Annotated in this window: 15 protein-coding genes and 3 pseudogenes; 13 read left to right on the forward strand and 5 right to left on the reverse strand. The window is 36.2% G+C overall.

Annotated features, from left to right (window positions below):
- The first annotated feature begins 393 nt into the window (after positions 1-393).
- Positions 394-582, forward strand: a complete 189-nt coding sequence (locus ACFQ19_RS10155; RefSeq protein WP_379591968.1) for a hypothetical protein — start codon at positions 394-396, stop codon at positions 580-582.
- Between the two features lie 108 nt (positions 583-690).
- Here ACFQ19_RS10155 and ACFQ19_RS10160 read toward each other — a convergent pair whose 3' ends face one another.
- A complete protein-coding gene (locus ACFQ19_RS10160) occupies positions 691-1,602 on the reverse strand; it encodes a polyprenyl synthetase family protein (RefSeq protein WP_379591969.1) in 912 nt (303 codons plus the stop codon).
- Between the two features lie 145 nt (positions 1,603-1,747).
- A pseudogene (locus tag ACFQ19_RS10165) lies at positions 1,748-2,785 on the reverse strand (IS630 family transposase).
- A 338-nt stretch (positions 2,786-3,123) separates the two neighbouring features.
- On the opposite strand from ACFQ19_RS10165, the gene ACFQ19_RS10170 reads away from it, so the two are divergent.
- From ACFQ19_RS10170 to ACFQ19_RS10190, 5 genes and pseudogenes are all read left to right on the forward strand, one after another.
- Positions 3,124-3,576 (forward strand): hypothetical protein, encoded by a 453-nt coding sequence (locus tag ACFQ19_RS10170; protein WP_379591970.1) that lies wholly within the window; start codon positions 3,124-3,126, stop codon positions 3,574-3,576.
- 537 nt (positions 3,577-4,113) lie between these two features.
- Positions 4,114-4,933 (forward strand): annotated as a pseudogene (locus tag ACFQ19_RS10175) (IS5/IS1182 family transposase); the annotation flags it as partial.
- A gap of 195 nt (positions 4,934-5,128) precedes the next feature.
- The gene (locus tag ACFQ19_RS10180; protein WP_379591971.1) at positions 5,129-5,635 is read left to right on the forward strand and encodes a hypothetical protein; all 507 of its coding nucleotides are present in this window, start codon (positions 5,129-5,131) and stop codon (positions 5,633-5,635) included.
- A 146-nt stretch (positions 5,636-5,781) separates the two neighbouring features.
- Positions 5,782-6,892, forward strand: a pseudogene (locus tag ACFQ19_RS10185) (IS3 family transposase).
- 578 nt (positions 6,893-7,470) lie between these two features.
- Positions 7,471-8,100 carry a hypothetical protein gene (locus ACFQ19_RS10190; RefSeq protein WP_379591972.1) on the forward strand — a complete coding sequence of 210 codons (630 nt, stop codon included), beginning with the start codon at positions 7,471-7,473 and terminating at the stop codon, positions 8,098-8,100.
- A 306-nt stretch (positions 8,101-8,406) separates the two neighbouring features.
- On the opposite strand, the gene ACFQ19_RS10195 is transcribed toward ACFQ19_RS10190, so the two are convergent.
- Entirely contained in the window at positions 8,407-8,562 is a 156-nt protein-coding gene (locus ACFQ19_RS10195) for a YfhE family protein (RefSeq protein WP_379591973.1), read from the reverse strand.
- Positions 8,563-8,782: 220 nt separating this feature from the next.
- Between ACFQ19_RS10195 and ACFQ19_RS10200 the strand changes: the two genes are divergently transcribed.
- Both ACFQ19_RS10200 and ACFQ19_RS10205 read left to right on the forward strand, forming a co-directional pair.
- Complete coding sequence (locus ACFQ19_RS10200) at positions 8,783-9,454, forward strand: YqeB family protein (protein ID WP_379591974.1); 672 nt, start codon at positions 8,783-8,785, stop codon at positions 9,452-9,454.
- 12 nt (positions 9,455-9,466) lie between these two features.
- A complete protein-coding gene (locus ACFQ19_RS10205) occupies positions 9,467-10,060 on the forward strand; it encodes a TetR/AcrR family transcriptional regulator (RefSeq protein ID WP_379591975.1) in 594 nt (197 codons plus the stop codon).
- Positions 10,061-10,122: 62 nt separating this feature from the next.
- Here ACFQ19_RS10205 and trhA read toward each other — a convergent pair whose 3' ends face one another.
- Complete coding sequence (trhA, locus tag ACFQ19_RS10210; protein WP_379591976.1) at positions 10,123-10,767, reverse strand: PAQR family membrane homeostasis protein TrhA; 645 nt, start codon at positions 10,765-10,767, stop codon at positions 10,123-10,125.
- A gap of 169 nt (positions 10,768-10,936) precedes the next feature.
- On the opposite strand from trhA, the gene ACFQ19_RS10215 reads away from it, so the two are divergent.
- The 4 genes from ACFQ19_RS10215 to ACFQ19_RS10230 all read left to right on the forward strand — a co-directional run bounded on the left by ACFQ19_RS10215 (position 10,937) and on the right by ACFQ19_RS10230 (position 13,686).
- Complete coding sequence (locus tag ACFQ19_RS10215) at positions 10,937-11,515, forward strand: DUF1836 domain-containing protein (protein WP_379591977.1); 579 nt, start codon at positions 10,937-10,939, stop codon at positions 11,513-11,515.
- On the forward strand, positions 11,512-12,447 hold the full coding sequence (locus ACFQ19_RS10220; protein WP_379591978.1) for an MsnO8 family LLM class oxidoreductase: 936 nt from the start codon (positions 11,512-11,514) through the stop codon (positions 12,445-12,447). Before ACFQ19_RS10215 ends, ACFQ19_RS10220 begins: the two co-directional genes overlap by 4 nt.
- Positions 12,448-12,560: 113 nt before the next feature.
- Entirely contained in the window at positions 12,561-13,175 is a 615-nt protein-coding gene (locus ACFQ19_RS10225) for a DedA family protein (protein ID WP_379591979.1), read from the forward strand.
- Positions 13,176-13,293: 118 nt separating this feature from the next.
- Complete coding sequence (locus ACFQ19_RS10230) at positions 13,294-13,686, forward strand: hypothetical protein (RefSeq protein ID WP_379591980.1); 393 nt, start codon at positions 13,294-13,296, stop codon at positions 13,684-13,686.
- 73 nt (positions 13,687-13,759) lie between these two features.
- Here ACFQ19_RS10230 and ACFQ19_RS10235 read toward each other — a convergent pair whose 3' ends face one another.
- Positions 13,760-14,824 carry an aromatic acid exporter family protein gene (locus tag ACFQ19_RS10235; protein ID WP_379591981.1) on the reverse strand — a complete coding sequence of 355 codons (1,065 nt, stop codon included), beginning with the start codon at positions 14,822-14,824 and terminating at the stop codon, positions 13,760-13,762.
- Between the two features lie 411 nt (positions 14,825-15,235).
- On the opposite strand from ACFQ19_RS10235, the gene ACFQ19_RS10240 reads away from it, so the two are divergent.
- Complete coding sequence (locus ACFQ19_RS10240; RefSeq protein WP_379591982.1) at positions 15,236-16,978, forward strand: C40 family peptidase; 1,743 nt, start codon at positions 15,236-15,238, stop codon at positions 16,976-16,978.
- Positions 16,979-16,991 lie beyond the last annotated feature (13 nt).

Genomic DNA, 16,991 nt, shown 5'->3' on the forward strand with positions numbered 1-16,991 from the left:
ATCATATCTTGCTTTCCATTCTGTTCTTTTTTCTGCATTTGTCATCGCATAACCTCCGTATGATTTTCTATGGAGATTATCTCATGCGTGGTTTATAACTTGTAGGTGGGGATTATTTGACGCTTACAGCTAAAGAACCTGATAGTAAAAAATAAATTAAAAAAAAGCTAGATTTTAAACTGCTTTGTGTGTTTATAATATAGGTAATGAAAGAAGCAGTTACTGAAAATAACATTGGTAAGTATAAATCATCCCAAGCATCAGGGTACTTAGAGAAAATTTGTAGAAGTAATAAGACATGCAGTAGGTAATATATAGTTTTAATTGTTTTATACTTGCTCATAGTTCCTTGCCCCTTTTTTCATTATCTTGACTAGAAAGGAGGTGCTTATAATGATAATGGAGCTTGTTCATCAACAAATGCAAAAAACATCAAAACCTACCATTTCTAGCAATGATGGAGATATTAAATTAGATCTCTCATCAGAAGACTTATCTATTATTTATGATATGATAAATAGTAACAACATCAGTACATTTCTCCAACGTTTAGACCCTAAACTTTGGAAAGGAGACACTTAAACTGTATTCAAAAATTCGATAGCAATATTATTTGACGTACATATGGGTTTTCTGCTTGATAGAAATAAAAAAACTATCAAGCAGTTTTTTATTCTTAATAAGCGTTTGTTAATTTGAAAGCAAATCAAATAATATATTTTTTTTCTTTTTTGACAGATCTATTTGATCTATGGTTTCTTGATATTTTCGAATGAATATTCTTTCTACAATAGAACAATAAAGTAAAGCGTCCTCTTGTAATAAATCTTTATGAATCATAGAAGCATCAAAATCTGAAGAGTTATTTAAGTAATAATCTTGAATATCTCTATACGCTTCATCATCAGTGTTTAAATAATATAAAATAGGTAATGTTCTTTTTTTAAATAATAAATCACTTTTAATAAATCCATTTTTCATATCAACAAGGTCATTTCTCAATTGATAAATGAGACCTAAATAGTTGGCATATTTATCAATTTTTTCACTTATTTGCTTATCTATATTTCCGCCAGCACCCAAAAAACAGGCAATTGTTATTAAAGAACCAGATTTCATATAGCTCATATAAATATAATCATTTTCATTTTGTAGATCATTACTCAAGTCCATTTGTTGACCACCAATTGATTTCAATAAATAGTTATTTATATATTTTTTAATTATTTTTGTATCTTTCTCATGACCAATATCATCTGCTTTTTTTAAACAAATAAGTAATAGACCAATAATGATATTTTGGTTTTGGCCATCATCTACTTTATACCAAGGAGTGTCTTTTGGAGTATCTTTATCTTGTAAATCATCTAAAATATCTGAGGCTAAAATAATTAATTCAATAATCGTCATAGCTTTAATTTTATATGTCTTATCCTGGTTGCTTCTAAAAATATCAAAATGTATGCAGGTTATTTTTGCAAACTCAATAGAAAGATTGAATTTGTAATCAATATAACTACTTGTATATTCTTTTATGTTTTTTTCAAGAAATTCTTCATTTACAAACGCATTTGCCATACTTATTAATTGACTTTTTATCATAAATATTCCTCCTCACTTAAATATAACATAAATTGGCACATTAGTCGTTCTTAAATAATAATATAAAAATGTAATTTTATTGTGGTTAGCAAAAAAGAAATATTTCATTAATATGTACTTTATAAGTTGAATTTATGATTCTAACCTATGTTCTGACACAAAGCCGATCGATAACCATATCCTTGCACTGATTGATATCAACAATAAATTCTCTGACCTTGAGCGCAATCTTCCGGACATCTGGAAAAAACATTGTTAATGATAGATTCTTTCAGCCATTTCCATAACCCTTCAATAAGATTTAGATCTGGGCTATAGGGCGGTAAGTACACAAGTTCCAGCCGCCCCTTGTTTTCATCCAAAAAAGGCGAAGGAGTTTTGCGTGGTGAATCTGGGCATTGTCTAATATCATAACGATTTCACCGGCAGGATAATGTTTGAGCGTCGCTGTTAAAAACTTTAGAAAAGCAGCTGTATCAAACTTTTCCTCTTCGATGCAGCATATTCACCTGTTTCATAGTTCAATGTGCCAAACAGTTTACACCCTTGTGTTGCCCATGCGTCGGGATGATTCGCTGCTTTCCCTTTAAAAACCATGTGCACTGTATTGCCTGGTAGTCTCGTATCATCGATTCATCTTCAAAGAGAATATGATGTATCTCTTCATTTATCATATTTTTAAAAGCGGAAAGGTTGTGTCTGTAAATTCTTTTTGTTTTTCGGAATCTTCTTTTTCTAACGTATAAGTTGGACGGATGTAGCTTAATCCAAGCGAATGTAAAGACGTGTCATCCCACGCAAACTATAGTTAAAGCCCCATTCGTTTTAAACAAATTGTGTAATAAGGGAAAGTGTCCAATTATATTTAGCAATAAAACTAACATCTGACGGAACTATAGTAGAAACAGTTTCCAAAAGAATAGCTTGTTTTTCTTTTGATAGTTTGGAGGGTTTCCCTGGTGAATAACCAAGTTTCTAACCCTCAAGAGAGTTATTTCTGTACATGGACACATAAGCACCAATGGTTTCACGACGGCGGTGGATAATGTTAGCTGTTAGCAATCTCTTTCATCTTATAACCGCTTAGGTATAGGTACACAGCTTGATACCGTTCATAGTGACAAGAATCTGTAGCTGCTTTCATCGCTTCTTTCAGTTCTTCTATCTGATTTTGAAGGTTCATAGCTCTCAAACCTTTTCAAGGTATTTTATAATCTATATCATATTTTAGTGAAGTTGGAACCTTTAATTCAATTTATTTAGTAAAAAATCTTTACTTAAAAGTAATTCGGTGTGATTTGATGTTACTCTAATTAGTTCTAGAAGTTTCTTATTCCTAAATTTCGAGGAATAATTGCGGATTTCCCTGAAAAATTTTTAGGGATTTTTTGCGGAAAACACTAGATGGATTAATGATACAATTCAAATAAGGTTAATAAAGGAGCGCACTCTTTATTATCTTGTTACTATCTCGATACATAAGAGATAAAAAATATATTTAAGTGAAAAGGAGAAGATTATTTGAAAAAAATAAGTAAATTGTTTTTAGCTAGTTTAGCTATGTTGGTAGCGTTTGGAAGCATAAGTCCTTCACTAGCTAGTGCCCATGAAGGTCTTAAAACAAATAAGACAGCAGAATCAACTGAGGAAATTATTACAAATGAAAAAGTGGCAGAGAGTACCCCAGATAATGATGAAGTTGAAGACCAAGGCATTGCTTGGGTGACAAAAAAAGTTCTTATAAATGGTATTAGATATGGCGGCACAGCTCTTGGTAATCTAGTAAAAAAAGTACCTTATAAGTGGGCTGATAAAGCTGGAGATGCATTTGGAAGATGGGGAAACAAAGCAGCAAATGCAATAGAAAAAGTTGATGATTGGTCTCAGTCCAGTATTGAATTAGCACTAATAAGTACTGGTATTCCACCAGCAGACGCAATAGTAATGGCTAAGTTTATAGCTTTTTTTATCTAGCGAAGCAAACTTTATAATTCAATAATAAAAAAAGCACTTCTCCAAGGTACATTAAGACTGAAGAAGTGCTTTTTCTGTTTATTGATATTATAAGATAACTTCCAACATTGCATTTAATATGTATAAGCCTTCTAATCCTTTTTACTACCAAATACTGAATGGCTTACTACTTAAGAATAAACACCTATCAGTTACAGTAATAACTGCTTGTCCTTCAAGTCCAAAATACGGTGATAGTTTTAGAAAATAATTGAGCTTCATGAAGTTCTAAATCGAAATAGGTATGGAAATTTAGATAAATTTAACTATAGAGTGAATTTCATAATTCTTAGCCCTTGTCCCCTTATGGATCTAGGACATAAAAAAAGAAGCACCTCCCCAAATATTGTATAATAGTAGTTGCTTAGAAAAATATAAAAAGACTGGAGGAGTACTTCTTGTAATCATTATACAATAACCAAGTCTGTTTGGCATCCAAGAATTCAGAAGTATGAAGCGATTATTTTAGCGATTGATTTAGATCGTATTTATTTTTAAATGAACTGCGGATTTCTAGTTTCTCACGCTACATCATCAGAGGTTACCTATTCCCGTCTGGTTGCCAAATTAAGTGAATTGGAGATTTTAGAAAAATCCTTCGAAAACGTAACACTTGCAGCTATCAAAGAAGGGTTTATCTCTGATGAAGTCATTGTCATCGATGCCGCCCATTATGAAGCACGAGACAAAGCGCCTGCCTAAAAGAAGAAAAATCGGAAGCTGCACCAAAAAAGCGCGGGCGCAAATAGAAGGAAGAGCGTGACTAATATCTTCAAGAACAAGCAGAAAAAGAAGCGAACCTGCCATTATATGAAAAGAAAATCGAAGCATAGTTAGACGTTCCGTTAGACATATTGCGTGCAGAAGTACCACTAGTCCCCAAATGGGATATGAAAAAGAATACAGACGGTAAAAACGAATTTTGGTTTGACTACAAAGGGCATATCGCAGTTGGCGCCTCAAGCCAGTATATTCTGCAATCCTTATTTTCATTTGGTAGCTTATATGACAGATTTGATCTCCAATATGAAATCTTGAAGTATACGACACCAAGAGAATGCAGTGATTGCCCGCTTACGAACGAAGGTATCTGTCAAAAAGTGTATAAAGTCAAGATAACCACCGATTTATGACGTTATACTACACACCCGCACGCGGATCAAAAGCATGAAAAAATATCTTCAAATAACGTACAGCAGTTGAATGTGTCAATGTTTATCTGAAAGATTTTTATCAGTTAAATAATGTTCGTTATCGCACTGGAAAGCGTGCGAAATTTCATTTTGACATGGTCGCTTTGATTTATAATGCTTCTTAACTAGCTTCAGACCGTATCAACGCGGAGTTTGTTCAGCAACAACAAGCTGTATAACTTTTGCCTTAAAAATACACTTTCGAAAATTCGGTTCGTCTTTGTATTTTTTAAAAGAGCAATTATGAAATCCATTCATAGTAACTAAGGAATAAATTTAATGACGTAAAGTTCGTCGAAATTTACATGAGGAGGAGTATTTTGTATTTAGTTTATATATGCTTAACTATATTCGCTATTGTTTTCGCAGTTTTCTTTTATTTTGTTTATAGGGATGAAAAAAAAGAATACAAAAAATATGCTTTCTTAATAGCTTTTGGTATTTCCACAGTATTTGGATTGATAGTATCAATTATAGTACTGCTCATTATTTTATTTTTAAGCGGTTCTTTAAATATAATAAATGGTGTATTAGACTTATCTTTAAATCAGAAACAAATTATTTACTTGATATTATGGTATGTTATTTTTTGTATATTTATTGAAGATATTTTAATGAAAATATTGTTATTCTACTTTGGGAATTCAAGAACTTCATACTTTTTGAATGTAAGCATTATTAGAGGTTTATTCTTATTTACAATTGGAAGCTTTTTGTTAATTGATTTTCGCACAAATGTGATTTTTACTATTAGCTTTACAATCTTTCTATATTTACTAGATTTGGTAATAAATTATTACCAGAACAAACAAAAAAACATTAATTAAATTAAAATTCGTTAATGATACTAACTGGTGATAGTCTAATAATTGGACATACCAAATGGGGATTATTATACTAAATATAATAATCTCTAGGAGTGTCTAAACTGGCATAACGATATGATAAAGAATTTAAAGTATATGCAGTAAAATTGGTAGTGGAAGATGGAAGAAAAGCAACCGAAGTGGCAAGAGAATTAGACTTAGTACCCCAGACGCTACACAAATGGGTAGCTAGATACAAGGAAGAATAAGAGGATAGTATTGTAGGAAGTAGGAACCGGAGTCCCAAAGATCAAGAGGAATATGAAAAAGATAAGTGAGTCCGTGATTTGGAAGAGGAGGAAGCTATCTTAAAAAAGGCAATGGGCACCTTCGCCAAAAAGTAGAGGTAATCTATGCATTTATCCAAGAACACCGCCATGAATTTCGTGTAGAGAAGATGTGCCAGGTATTAGGTGTTTCCAAGAGCGGCTATTATGAGTGGAGAAATCGTCCTGTCAGCGATTGAGCCAACCGTAAACAAAAACTGACCGCCCGAATAAAACGTATATTTATAGAGTCAAAAAAAGATATGGGAGCCCTAAAATCACGCAGGTTTTACGTCGCGAAGGAACTCCTGTTTCCCAAAAAAAAGTGTCTCGTATCATGAAAGAAAATGGCTTACGTTCGAAAACAGTGAAGAAATATAAAGCGACAACGAATTCCAAGCATTCGCACCCTGTCTATCCGAATTTACTAAACCAAGATTTTCAGGCAGATGAACCAGGACAAGTATGGGTAAGTGAGATCACGTACATTTGGACCAAAGAAGGATGGCTGTACTTAGCGACCGTAATGGATTTATTCTCCAGAAGGATTATTGGTTGGGCCATGGGTCATCGAATGACCAAAGAATTAACATTGACAGCGTTAAAGAGAGCGATTAACCAGCAAGCACCGCAGAAAGGATTAATTCATCATTCCGATAGAGGCAGCCAATATGCAGCGAAGGAGTATCAAGCACTATTAAGAAAACATCATATCACCACAAGCATGAGCCGGAAAGGCAACTGTTATGACAATGCATGTATCGAATCGTTTCATAGTGTGATTAAGAAAGAATGAATCTTTCATGAAAATTATCAAACTAGGGAAGAAGCAAAGCGTAGTATCTTTTCTTACATCATGACGTTTTATAATTCCAAGCGAATTCACTCAACGATTGGATATATGTCACCAATAGGGTATGAAAAAATGTATCTGTGTAAGATAGCTTCATAGAAGGACGTTATTAGCCTCTGTGATAAAGGAAGGGGCGGACTCTCCTCTTCCTTTATCACAGAGGGAAGCAAGCGGAGCGCGGTAGGAACTTAAAAAATTCACTATTTCTATTGTCCAATTTATTGACATAGATCCAAACATCTTTTGAACATGCTTAAGTTAATTTTCTGCAAACATTAAAAAGGATGTTAAGAACACCAAACACAAATAGTATTATAATCGATATTTTTCAATTGATTTGACCTAGTGTTCACCTTTTAATTTTTATTTTAATGTGATACGTGTCCAGAGACATTTTCATTACTGTTATCTTCAAAATAAGTATTTTCGGAAACATACGAACCTAAGGTTGGTACATATTTACTGATTATAGATAATGATAAATTTTGTCATTTTTCGGGATACCGCAACAAAATTTTAGGGGAAAGTTTGATCAATTTCATGCTAATATGGAAGCATATAATTATTGGGAGTGTTTTAATAAAATTAAAAATGGAATCCTCCAATCAATAATACGTTAGTTCTAAATTCTGTACTGCTGCTCTCAACCTGTAAATGATAAGAAAGGGAGATGGTCGGTGAGAAACTTACTATTATTTTGCACTATTTTATTTTTATTAGTTGCTTGCAACCAGCAAGATGAGTCCGGCAATCCGAGTGTTTCTGAATCAGATGATACAGATGACATAGTATCTGGAGGAATCGAAGCAGAGATTAAACCTTTTCATTTAGCGGATGCTACAGAAGATGCAGATTTAATTGCTCAAGTAACTATTTTAGAAAAGGTGGATGAAGTTCATGCAGAACCAGTACCTTATACTGTGTTTCGTGCTGAAGTAGCAGAATCTATTGAAGGGGAGCCAAGTAGCGAGACAGTAACTATTAAACAGCTTGGAGATAGCGAATGGCCTATAAATAATAATGCATTTTTTGAACCGGGAGAGGAGTATATTTTCTTTTTAAATGAAACAAGTGAAAGTAACTCCGATTACTGGATAATCGGAGAAGAAACTGGATTCTTCCAAGTACTTGATGATGATACTGTTGTAAAATTAGTTCATTCCATTCCAGAATTAAAAGAGGCAGAATCAGACAATGTGAACGAACTTAATATATCCACAGAGGAATTGAAAATGGCAACAGATGAACAGGTTTTGGACAAACAGAAGTTTATTAACTTGTTAAATCATTTAGAAGAAGATAGCTAAAAGGTTGAACATACTGTAGTTACTTTGAACGACTAACATCAAAGCGTATCAGATGAGGCACCTTTGATCTTTTATAGTGAAAAAATGTTCGCAATAATTATTGATCAATAAAATTCAAGGGGATGTTGCACCATCCATAACCGATGGTGCAACATCCCCTCTTCAAAGTTTTATAAGAACCAACACCAAAATCAACAATCGATAAACTATCTAGCGATCGTTGATAATCGACAGGAAAACACTGTGTTCATTAGTCGATTTTCCATGATTTTGGTGTGTATGCATTTTTTAAGCAGTCCATAGTTATTATTTTAAATTAGGGTTTTCGGATTTTGCCTCTTTAACTTGAGGTTTCCGATAGCCGCCAGCAATATCTGCCTGCTTAAATTCTTTAGCGTAATGAACCTCTTGTGCATCAGAAATCTCTTTCTTTTGTGCTGGCTGATATTGTGTGTTTCTCATGAATAATCATCCTTTCCATTAAGGTTCGTTCTACTATATATTTTCCCGGTTTCTGTGATTTAAAACATATTTTTTCAATTAAAAATAGCTCTTGCCCCGATATGATTTTCTAAGGCACTGTATTCTCGATCTATATAGAATAAATTAATTGGTTATGTTAAAATTTGATTATGTAATCAAAAAAACGATTATGATGATATGTCAGAGGAGAATATAATATATGCAAAATGAAACTGTACTTGGATTATCAAAACTGGATAAAGCGATTATTATTATAGGCGGTCCGCTTCTTGGAGCGATTATTGGCTGGTTTATTCAGATTATCTTGAGCTGGCTTACGAAGATTCCTTTTGTACCGTTTGGACCGTTCTTTGAATGGATTGCAACCTGGAATAGTTCCTGGGTATCTATTATCGGGGTAATTGTCGGTTTGATTGCAGGAATTCTTTTTGTACTGTATGCCTTCAGTGAATCATTAAAAATGACGATTACCGATCAAGCAGTTACAATGAAAAGGTATGATAAAGAAGTACAACTGCAAAAAAGAGATATTTCAGCCATTTATATGGATAGAAAAGATATTGTTGTTCTAGGACAAAAAGGAGAGGAAATGTACCGTTCATATACGGATGTAAAGCAACCGAAAATAGAAGCAGCTTTTTTGGAACTCCGGTTTCCTTGGAAGTCTGAGGATCCTTATCAATCGGATTACCAGCGCTGGGTTCCAGAGCATCCCGATTTTTCAGCTTCTGTTAACAGCTTACTTGCTGCAAGGGAAGAGGCATTAAAGGAAGAAGACAAAAAAGAAGCAGCTTTTTTGCGGAAAGATTTAGCAGCCGAGGGAGCTGTCATCCGTGATGAGGACAAACGGCAGTACGTTCGAATGATTTGAGGGTGATATGAAGTGACGAAAGAGAAATCATTTATTTCAGAGGCACGGAGAGAACAGATTTTAAAAGCAACCATTGATGTGTTGAATGATATTGGCTATGTCAAATTAAGTCTTGCTAAAATAGCAAAACATGCGAAAATCAGTACGGGGTTAATTTCCTATCATTTTGCGGATAAAGAAGAGCTGATTCATCATACATTAAATTATTTAATCGGAGCACAACTCGAATTTATCGATAGTCGGGTAAAGGCGGAAACAGATATTTATCAGCAGCTGCTGGCTTATATAAAAGCAACCCTCGCGTATCAATATGAATACGTTAAAAATAATGTAGCGCTGATTGAAATTATTTTTAATGCGCGGACAGTGGATAATATTCCCTACTATAAATTACTAAATGAAGAGGACCCGTTTTATTTGCGCTTAGAAAATATATTAGCGGAGGGGCAGGAGAAAAACGTATTTTCATCTAATTTTCAGCCTAAAGCGACAGCTGTTCTTATTAATGGCGCAGCTAGTGAGAGCATGCTGCTGCAGAGTGAAAGCTTTGATGTCCAAAATTATGAGCAGGAATTAATAAAAATGGTAACAAAAATCGTTCAATAAAGGCTAAGGGTATAAAAGAAGCGTCTTCGTATTTAGGGAAGACGCTTCTTTTACCACTCTTCTTAGATAACATACAGGTAAATACATAAGAAGTGGCCGAGACTTCCCAGCAGGATAAAAATATGGAATATCTCATGGTAGCCGAAATAACGGGATTTCAAAAATTCTGGCTTCAACCAGTAAATAACTGCTCCAATTGTATAAAGGATTCCTCCAGCGATGAGGTAGGTAAGTCCGCCAATACCGATAATTGGAGCGAGTGCGCCGCTGTAAAATACTGCAATCCAACCCATCAATACATAAAGCAGCGTGGAAAGCCATCTTGGGGAATGAAACCAGATTAACTTAAACAGTACACCGAGAACGGCAAGTACGGTAACAACCCAGAATAGTATCCAACCGGTCGTTCCATGCAGTGCAATCAGGCATAGCGGGATATATGTACCAGCAATCAATACATAAATCATGGCATGGTCCAGTCTTCTAAAAAAAGCGATGGTTTTCGGTCCGGCGATGACCGAATGATAAACAGTGGAAGCGGTATATAACAAAATGAGGCTGACGCCAAAAACGGCCACAGCACCAACATCCAAAGGGGTGCCAACCCGGGCTGCTTTGACAACAAGTAATATCAACCCGGCAATAGATAAAACAATCCCGATAAAGTGGGTAAAAGCATTCATTGGTTCACGTATAAATTTATGCAACAATTAACCTCTCCGATCCATTATGTAGTTTTCAATACTATGTAATAAATATATACCTATTCCATCAAGTAGTCAATGTTTGAGTTTTTCGTAATGATAGTTATAATGAAAACTAGATAAGTTGTTATTCCTTCGTTGGACCAATGAAAGAAGAAAGGAAGGTCATTGCATGGATATCAAAAAACAATTAGAAGGTCTTCATTTAGAAAACCAATTGAAACTGGAAGAAATACCGGATTTGGATTTATATATGGATCAAGTTATTCAGCTGTTTGAAAATAAGTACGCTTCTTCCAAACGATATGAAGAGGATAAGGTATTGACGAAAACAATGATTAATAATTATGCCAAGGCGAAATTATTTTTTCCGATAGAAAATAAAAAGTACTCGAAGGATCATCTTATGCTGATCAGCATGATTTATCAGATGAAAAGTGTTTTATCGATTAAAGATATCGGGAAGACATTTGCAAAGGCGAACCAACGTATAGCAGAGGATGATGTTGATCTGGAAAAATTCTACGCTAATTATATGCATTTAATGGATAAAAATGTGGCAGGTTTTGAAGAATATATTGACAAGCAGGAAAAAATATTTGAAACGGAATTAGATACAGATATTGTCAATGACACCTATTTACAACAAGTATTATTCATTACTAGCTTGACAGGAATGAGTAACTTTTACCGGCGAGCAGCAGAAAAGCTGGTGGATCAATTAGAATTGAAAGGAGAGCAAGAAGAATGAAACTAAGTATCTTAGACCAATCTCCGTTATTTGCCGATGCCGATGCAAAGCAGGCTCTTGAGGCCAGTGTGGAACTGGCAGTCTTGGCAGAACAGTTAGGGTATGAACGCTATTGGGTCGCAGAACATCATGGTATGAATGGATTAGCAAGCCCTGCTCCGGATATATTACTGGGAATTATCGGCAGCAAGACAGAACATATTCGAATTGGTTCGGGAGCAGTGCTGTTGCCTAATTACCGCCCCTATAATATTGTTGAACGTTACCGGATGCTCGCCACTCTTTATCCGGGCCGGGTAGACTTAGGATTAGGGAGGGCGCCGGGCGGTTCAGCAGAAGTTTCGATTGCGCTTGCCGGGAACTTTTTAGAGAAAGTGAAAGAAATGCCTGATTATCTAGATGAATTACTTCATTTTCTGCAAGATGATTTTGCTCCGGAGCAACTTTATTCCCGAGTAACAGCTTCTCCTGTACCGCCTGTTCAGCCGGAACCTTGGCTTTTAGGAACAAGCGGGCGCAGTGCCAAGCTTGCTGCAACGAAAAAACTGCCTTATGTTTTTGGCCATTTTATGGGTGCTGAAAATGGTCCGGAAATTGTGGCTGATTATCAAAGTAAAACCGATAATCCATCTACTATGGTTGCTGTATCCGTTCTTTGCGCTGAAACGGAGCGGGAAGCGCTGGAATTGGCAGAAGAAGCAAAACGACAAAGAGAAGAGCAGGATCCCTCTCCGCAGACAAATGCGGAAGAGCAATCAAACATTGCTGATAAACAGATTATTGGTGATAAAGCCCTTGTCCAGGAAAAACTTACTACATTGCAAGAAGCTTATCAATGTGATGAAATCATGGTTCTTACAATGGCACCAACTTATGAAGCCAGGGCCTTTTCTTACCGTCAGCTGGCAGAAATTATGAACCAAACAACGTAAAAAACAAGCCTTCGGAAAAGAACGAAACATGTATTTTGGAAAAAGAAGCTCATAGACTGCAGCGTGAAAGAATATATTCTAAGGAAATAGGACAGGCATAAACGGAGGAGCTTATGGGACAATGGGTTACAACCATCATGGAGCAATTTGGTTATCTAGGGATTTTCCTGATGATGACATTAGAGAACTTATTTCCGCCGATACCATCGGAAATCATCCTTCCATTTGGAGGTTTTATGACGACCGGCAGCGCCTTAACCTATTTAGGCGTTTTAACGGCGTCCACGCTGGGAGCGCTTATTGGAGCAATGCTGCTGTATTGTGCGGGCATGCTGTTAGATGTCGGACGGCTGGAGAAAATAGTTGACCGGTATGGACATATACTGCGTTTAAAAAGAACGGATATTTATAAAGCAGATGCATGGTTTGAAAAATATGGCGGTTGGACTGTTTTCTTTTGCAGAATGGTCCCGCTGTTAAGAAGTTTAATCTCTATACCGGCCGGGATGGCAAGGATGAATATTGGTATATTTATTTTATTAACAGCTATCGGTTCGATTATTTGGAATAGTATTCTCATTGGTGTGGGAGCCGTTTTGGGTCATAACTGGTACCGTGTTGCCGCGTTTATGGATGTTTATTCAAACGTTGTGTATGGTGCTATCTTTGTCGGAATCTTGTTTTTTTGCATTTGGTATATGAAGAAAAGGAAGAAAAAGAATCTGTAGGAGACGGAGAAAGTGCTCCTGCAGATTCTTTTTGTTGACAAAGGAACGTACGTTTGGTTAACTGTATGTAGACCTTCATCAAAGTAAAGTCCTCTATTAAACAAAAGGACGTGTTCTTATGATTTACACTCAGGGGATAACCGTATTTTCTTCTCAAATCGGTGAAGACGAACAAGCGTATCGGCATGCCATTTCTCATAAAGAATCCATTGAAGAAAATCGTCAAATGATTCAGAAAGAAAGCGAACAGATAGATCAGAAGTTTAATCAGTTAAAAAAACAATATGAACGACAAAAATTAGAGCTTGTGAAAGAAAGAGAGAAAAGAATGGAGGCAGAAGAAAGGGCAGCGCTTGCGAATCGAGATGCAGCCAAATTGATTATCCGTTATGGAAAAGTCGTTGCCCGTAACTTATTAAAGCAGAGGATGGATAGCCTGTCCATTAAGAATATAACAGGCATATCGGATAAAGAATTGGCTGCTCTGCAGGAAGAGTTAGACGAGGAATAAAGACGTCAGGATTTTCGGGTAATAAACAAAAGGGCTGGCTGCACAGCCGGTAAACGGGTGTTGCAGCCAGCTTCTAAAGACCGGAACGCGTTTTATGTTTTTTCAAACGGGCGTTTTTCTCTTTTTGGTTCCATTCCCATGTATAATGGTCCTCTACAATTTCAACAATAGAAGTTAATTCATACACTGCAACGAGTTCTATCGGTAATTTTTCCCCTTCATTCATCTGTGTGGTTTGTAACGTTTCCTGAAATAACTGGTGTAACTGTTCCCGTCTGTCTTCCCATTCATTTTTTCTAAATTCGATTTTATTTGCCAGCACATTTGCAAAGTAGCATACTGTATCAAATACCTGTTTTTGCTTCTCTACTTCCCAATTTATTTTTACTGCAGGCTGTTCTGCAATATTGGTTACGTGATACTGGATCATACGGAGGTGATGAATCTGTTGTCTGAATTCGATTAATTCATCTTCGTGTTTTTCCAAAATATGATGGTATTTTAAATCCTTCTTCTGATAGAGCGAGAGCAGTGTCGCACGTTCGAGTTCTTTGTAGACATTTCCCACCTTTTCATTTACCCCATGATCCAGCGGTGTTTTTGCGAAAATTAATTCGTAGTAACAGCGTTTCATATGATTACTCAACTGTTTACGGATAGACGTAATTTTTTGATACAAGGAATGATGATAATTGGGCGGGAAAACAAACATATTAACCAGTGTAGATACAGACAGCCCGATTGTGGTTGTTGCCAGCCGGATAAGAAAGCTGATAAGATAACTGTTTTCCACAATTTCAATCATTGCGATAGCTGTCAACGTTGCAACCAGTAATCCGGCGTGAAGATGCAGCCGGAAACAGGTGAAAATGGTTAATATAGCAGCAAGCATATAAGTAAGCGGTGAATGACCAAATATCGCGAGAAATAAGACCGCATAAGCTGCCCCAATTGCCGAAGCTGGAAAGCGGACAAGCCCTTTCTTGATTGAATCTGTCACAGTTGGTTCAATCGTAACAATGGCAGTAATGACAGCAAATGTCGGCGGAAAATCCAGCCATTTACAAATAAGTGCTGTGAAAAATACAGCAATCCCTGTTTTGATAATTCTATTTCCAATAATCGTTTGAACCTTCACGTCCATCCCTACTTTTTATAATAATCCTTCTATTTTTCTTCTATTATATATAATTTGTATTGTATCATATCTTTGTGAAGAGAATGAAATAACAAAAATAATATTTGGTAAATTTGTCTTGGGATGGCACTACAAAAATACTAGAATCAAAAACGTTGATATGACAGGAATGAGCTTTTTTATATGACGAACTTTAACGATTTCCGTCGTTAATGAAATATAAATGTAACATTTCTATAATATGCATGACATTTTCTTATGTTAAGCTTTACAAAGTTACAAATTAGAAGAAGAAATGATTTAGAAGAAGTAAGAAAAATAATATAAATAAACAATCGCAAATTTACGGTGCCAGCTAAATACATAGATAATATATTTGCGGTGTAAAATTTCGAAAGCGGGGAATACAAGTTGAAAAAGACAGTAATGACATTAACTGCGGCTTCCGTGGTAGGCTTGAGCAGTGTTTTTTTTGCGGGGCCGGTGAAAGCAGAAACAGTAGAAGACTTGGAAACGAGACAATCTCAAGTACAGGATGACCGTGATTCTGTACAATCGAATCTATCAGATGCAGAAAATGAAGTAGCAGATGTTTTTGTAGAATTACAAGATTTACAAAACGAAATGGACGATTTGAATGAGGCGCTTGATAAAAACGAGGAAAAATTGGATGAAACCGAAGAAGGCATTTCAACGCGGGAAAATGAAGTTGATGAATTGAAAGCAGAAATTGAAGAATTAGAGGAAGCGATTGACAAACGCACCGATATTTTAAAAGAACGTGCAGTAGCTCTGCAGCAAAATGGCGGAGATATCAGCTATCTTGAGGTAGTATTTGGAGCACAGGATTTTAGTGACTTTGTCAGCCGTGTCTCTGCAGTGAACAAAATTTCTGATTCTGATTTAGCTCTATTGGAGCAGCAGGAAGAAGATAAAAATGAAGTAGCTGAAAAACAAGAATCTGTTGAGTCAAAACTGGATGAATTAAACCAATTAAAAACAGATTTAACAGGTATCAATAATACAATTACGGATCAAAAAGATGCTGCAGAAGATAAAGAAGCTTCTTTAAAAGATAAAGAAAATGAATTAACAGCGCTAATTGATAATTTAGAAATTGAAGATTCCCGTTTAGCTGCTATTGAAGATAATGTAGCTGATCGTCTGGAAGTAGCAACTGCTCCGGCACCGGAAACATTGGTAGCAAGTGCCAGCGTCGGTTCCGAAGAAGATAGCAGTGATGAAGAAGCTGAAGAGGAAGCTGAAGTAGAAGAAGAAACTGGAAACGACTCTGAAGAAGCAGCAGAAGAACCAGAACAAGAAGAAACAGCTTCAAATGAAGCGCAGGAAGATACATCTTCAACTACCGAAAGCAATGATAATGATAACGATAATAATGACAGTGATGCTTCTGCTGAGGAAGAATCAAGCTCTGACAGCAATGCGTCTAGTTCCAATAGTGAATCCAGCAGCGCAAGCAACTCTAGCAGTTCAAGCAATTCTAGTAACACAAGTAATTCTAGTAATTCCAGCGGATCTAGCAGTTCTAGTGATTCCAGCAGTAATTCCAATGGATCTAGCTCCAATAGTTCAAGCAGTTCTAATGAATCCAGCAACTCTAATAGCTCCAGTGGTTCAAGCAGTTCCAATAGTTCCAGCGGATCCAGCGGTTCTGGCAGCTCTAGCGGCGGCAGCTCCAGTGGTTCAGATAGTTCTAATAGCGGGGATAACTCCAATACGCAAGGTGATAATAGCTCAGGAGATTCCAAGTCGACTTCAGGTTCTGGAATCAGCGGAGTAATCAGTGCTGCGAAAGGTCAAACCTATCAAAACAACTATGTTTGGGGAGGAAAAAGCCCTAGCACCGGATTTGACTGCTCTGGATTTGTATCATGGGCATTTGCACAGGCAGGCTATTCTATTCCATCTTACACTGGTGCATTAGTGAACGTCGGAACTTCTGTTTCTGAGAGTGATATGCAAGCAGGAGATTTAGTCTTCTTTAACACAAATGGTACAAACGGCCATGTTGGTATTTATCTTGGCGGCGGGCAATTTATTGGTTCCCAAAGCAGTACTGGTGTTGCTGTTGCAGATATGAGCAGCGGTTACTGGTCTGATCAATTCAGCGGAACAGTACGTCGTGTACAATAATAACTCTGTTATC

This window comes from Oceanobacillus locisalsi (assembly GCF_042675985.1).
Classification (GTDB): Bacteria; Bacillota; Bacilli; order Bacillales; family Amphibacillaceae; genus Oceanobacillus; species Oceanobacillus locisalsi.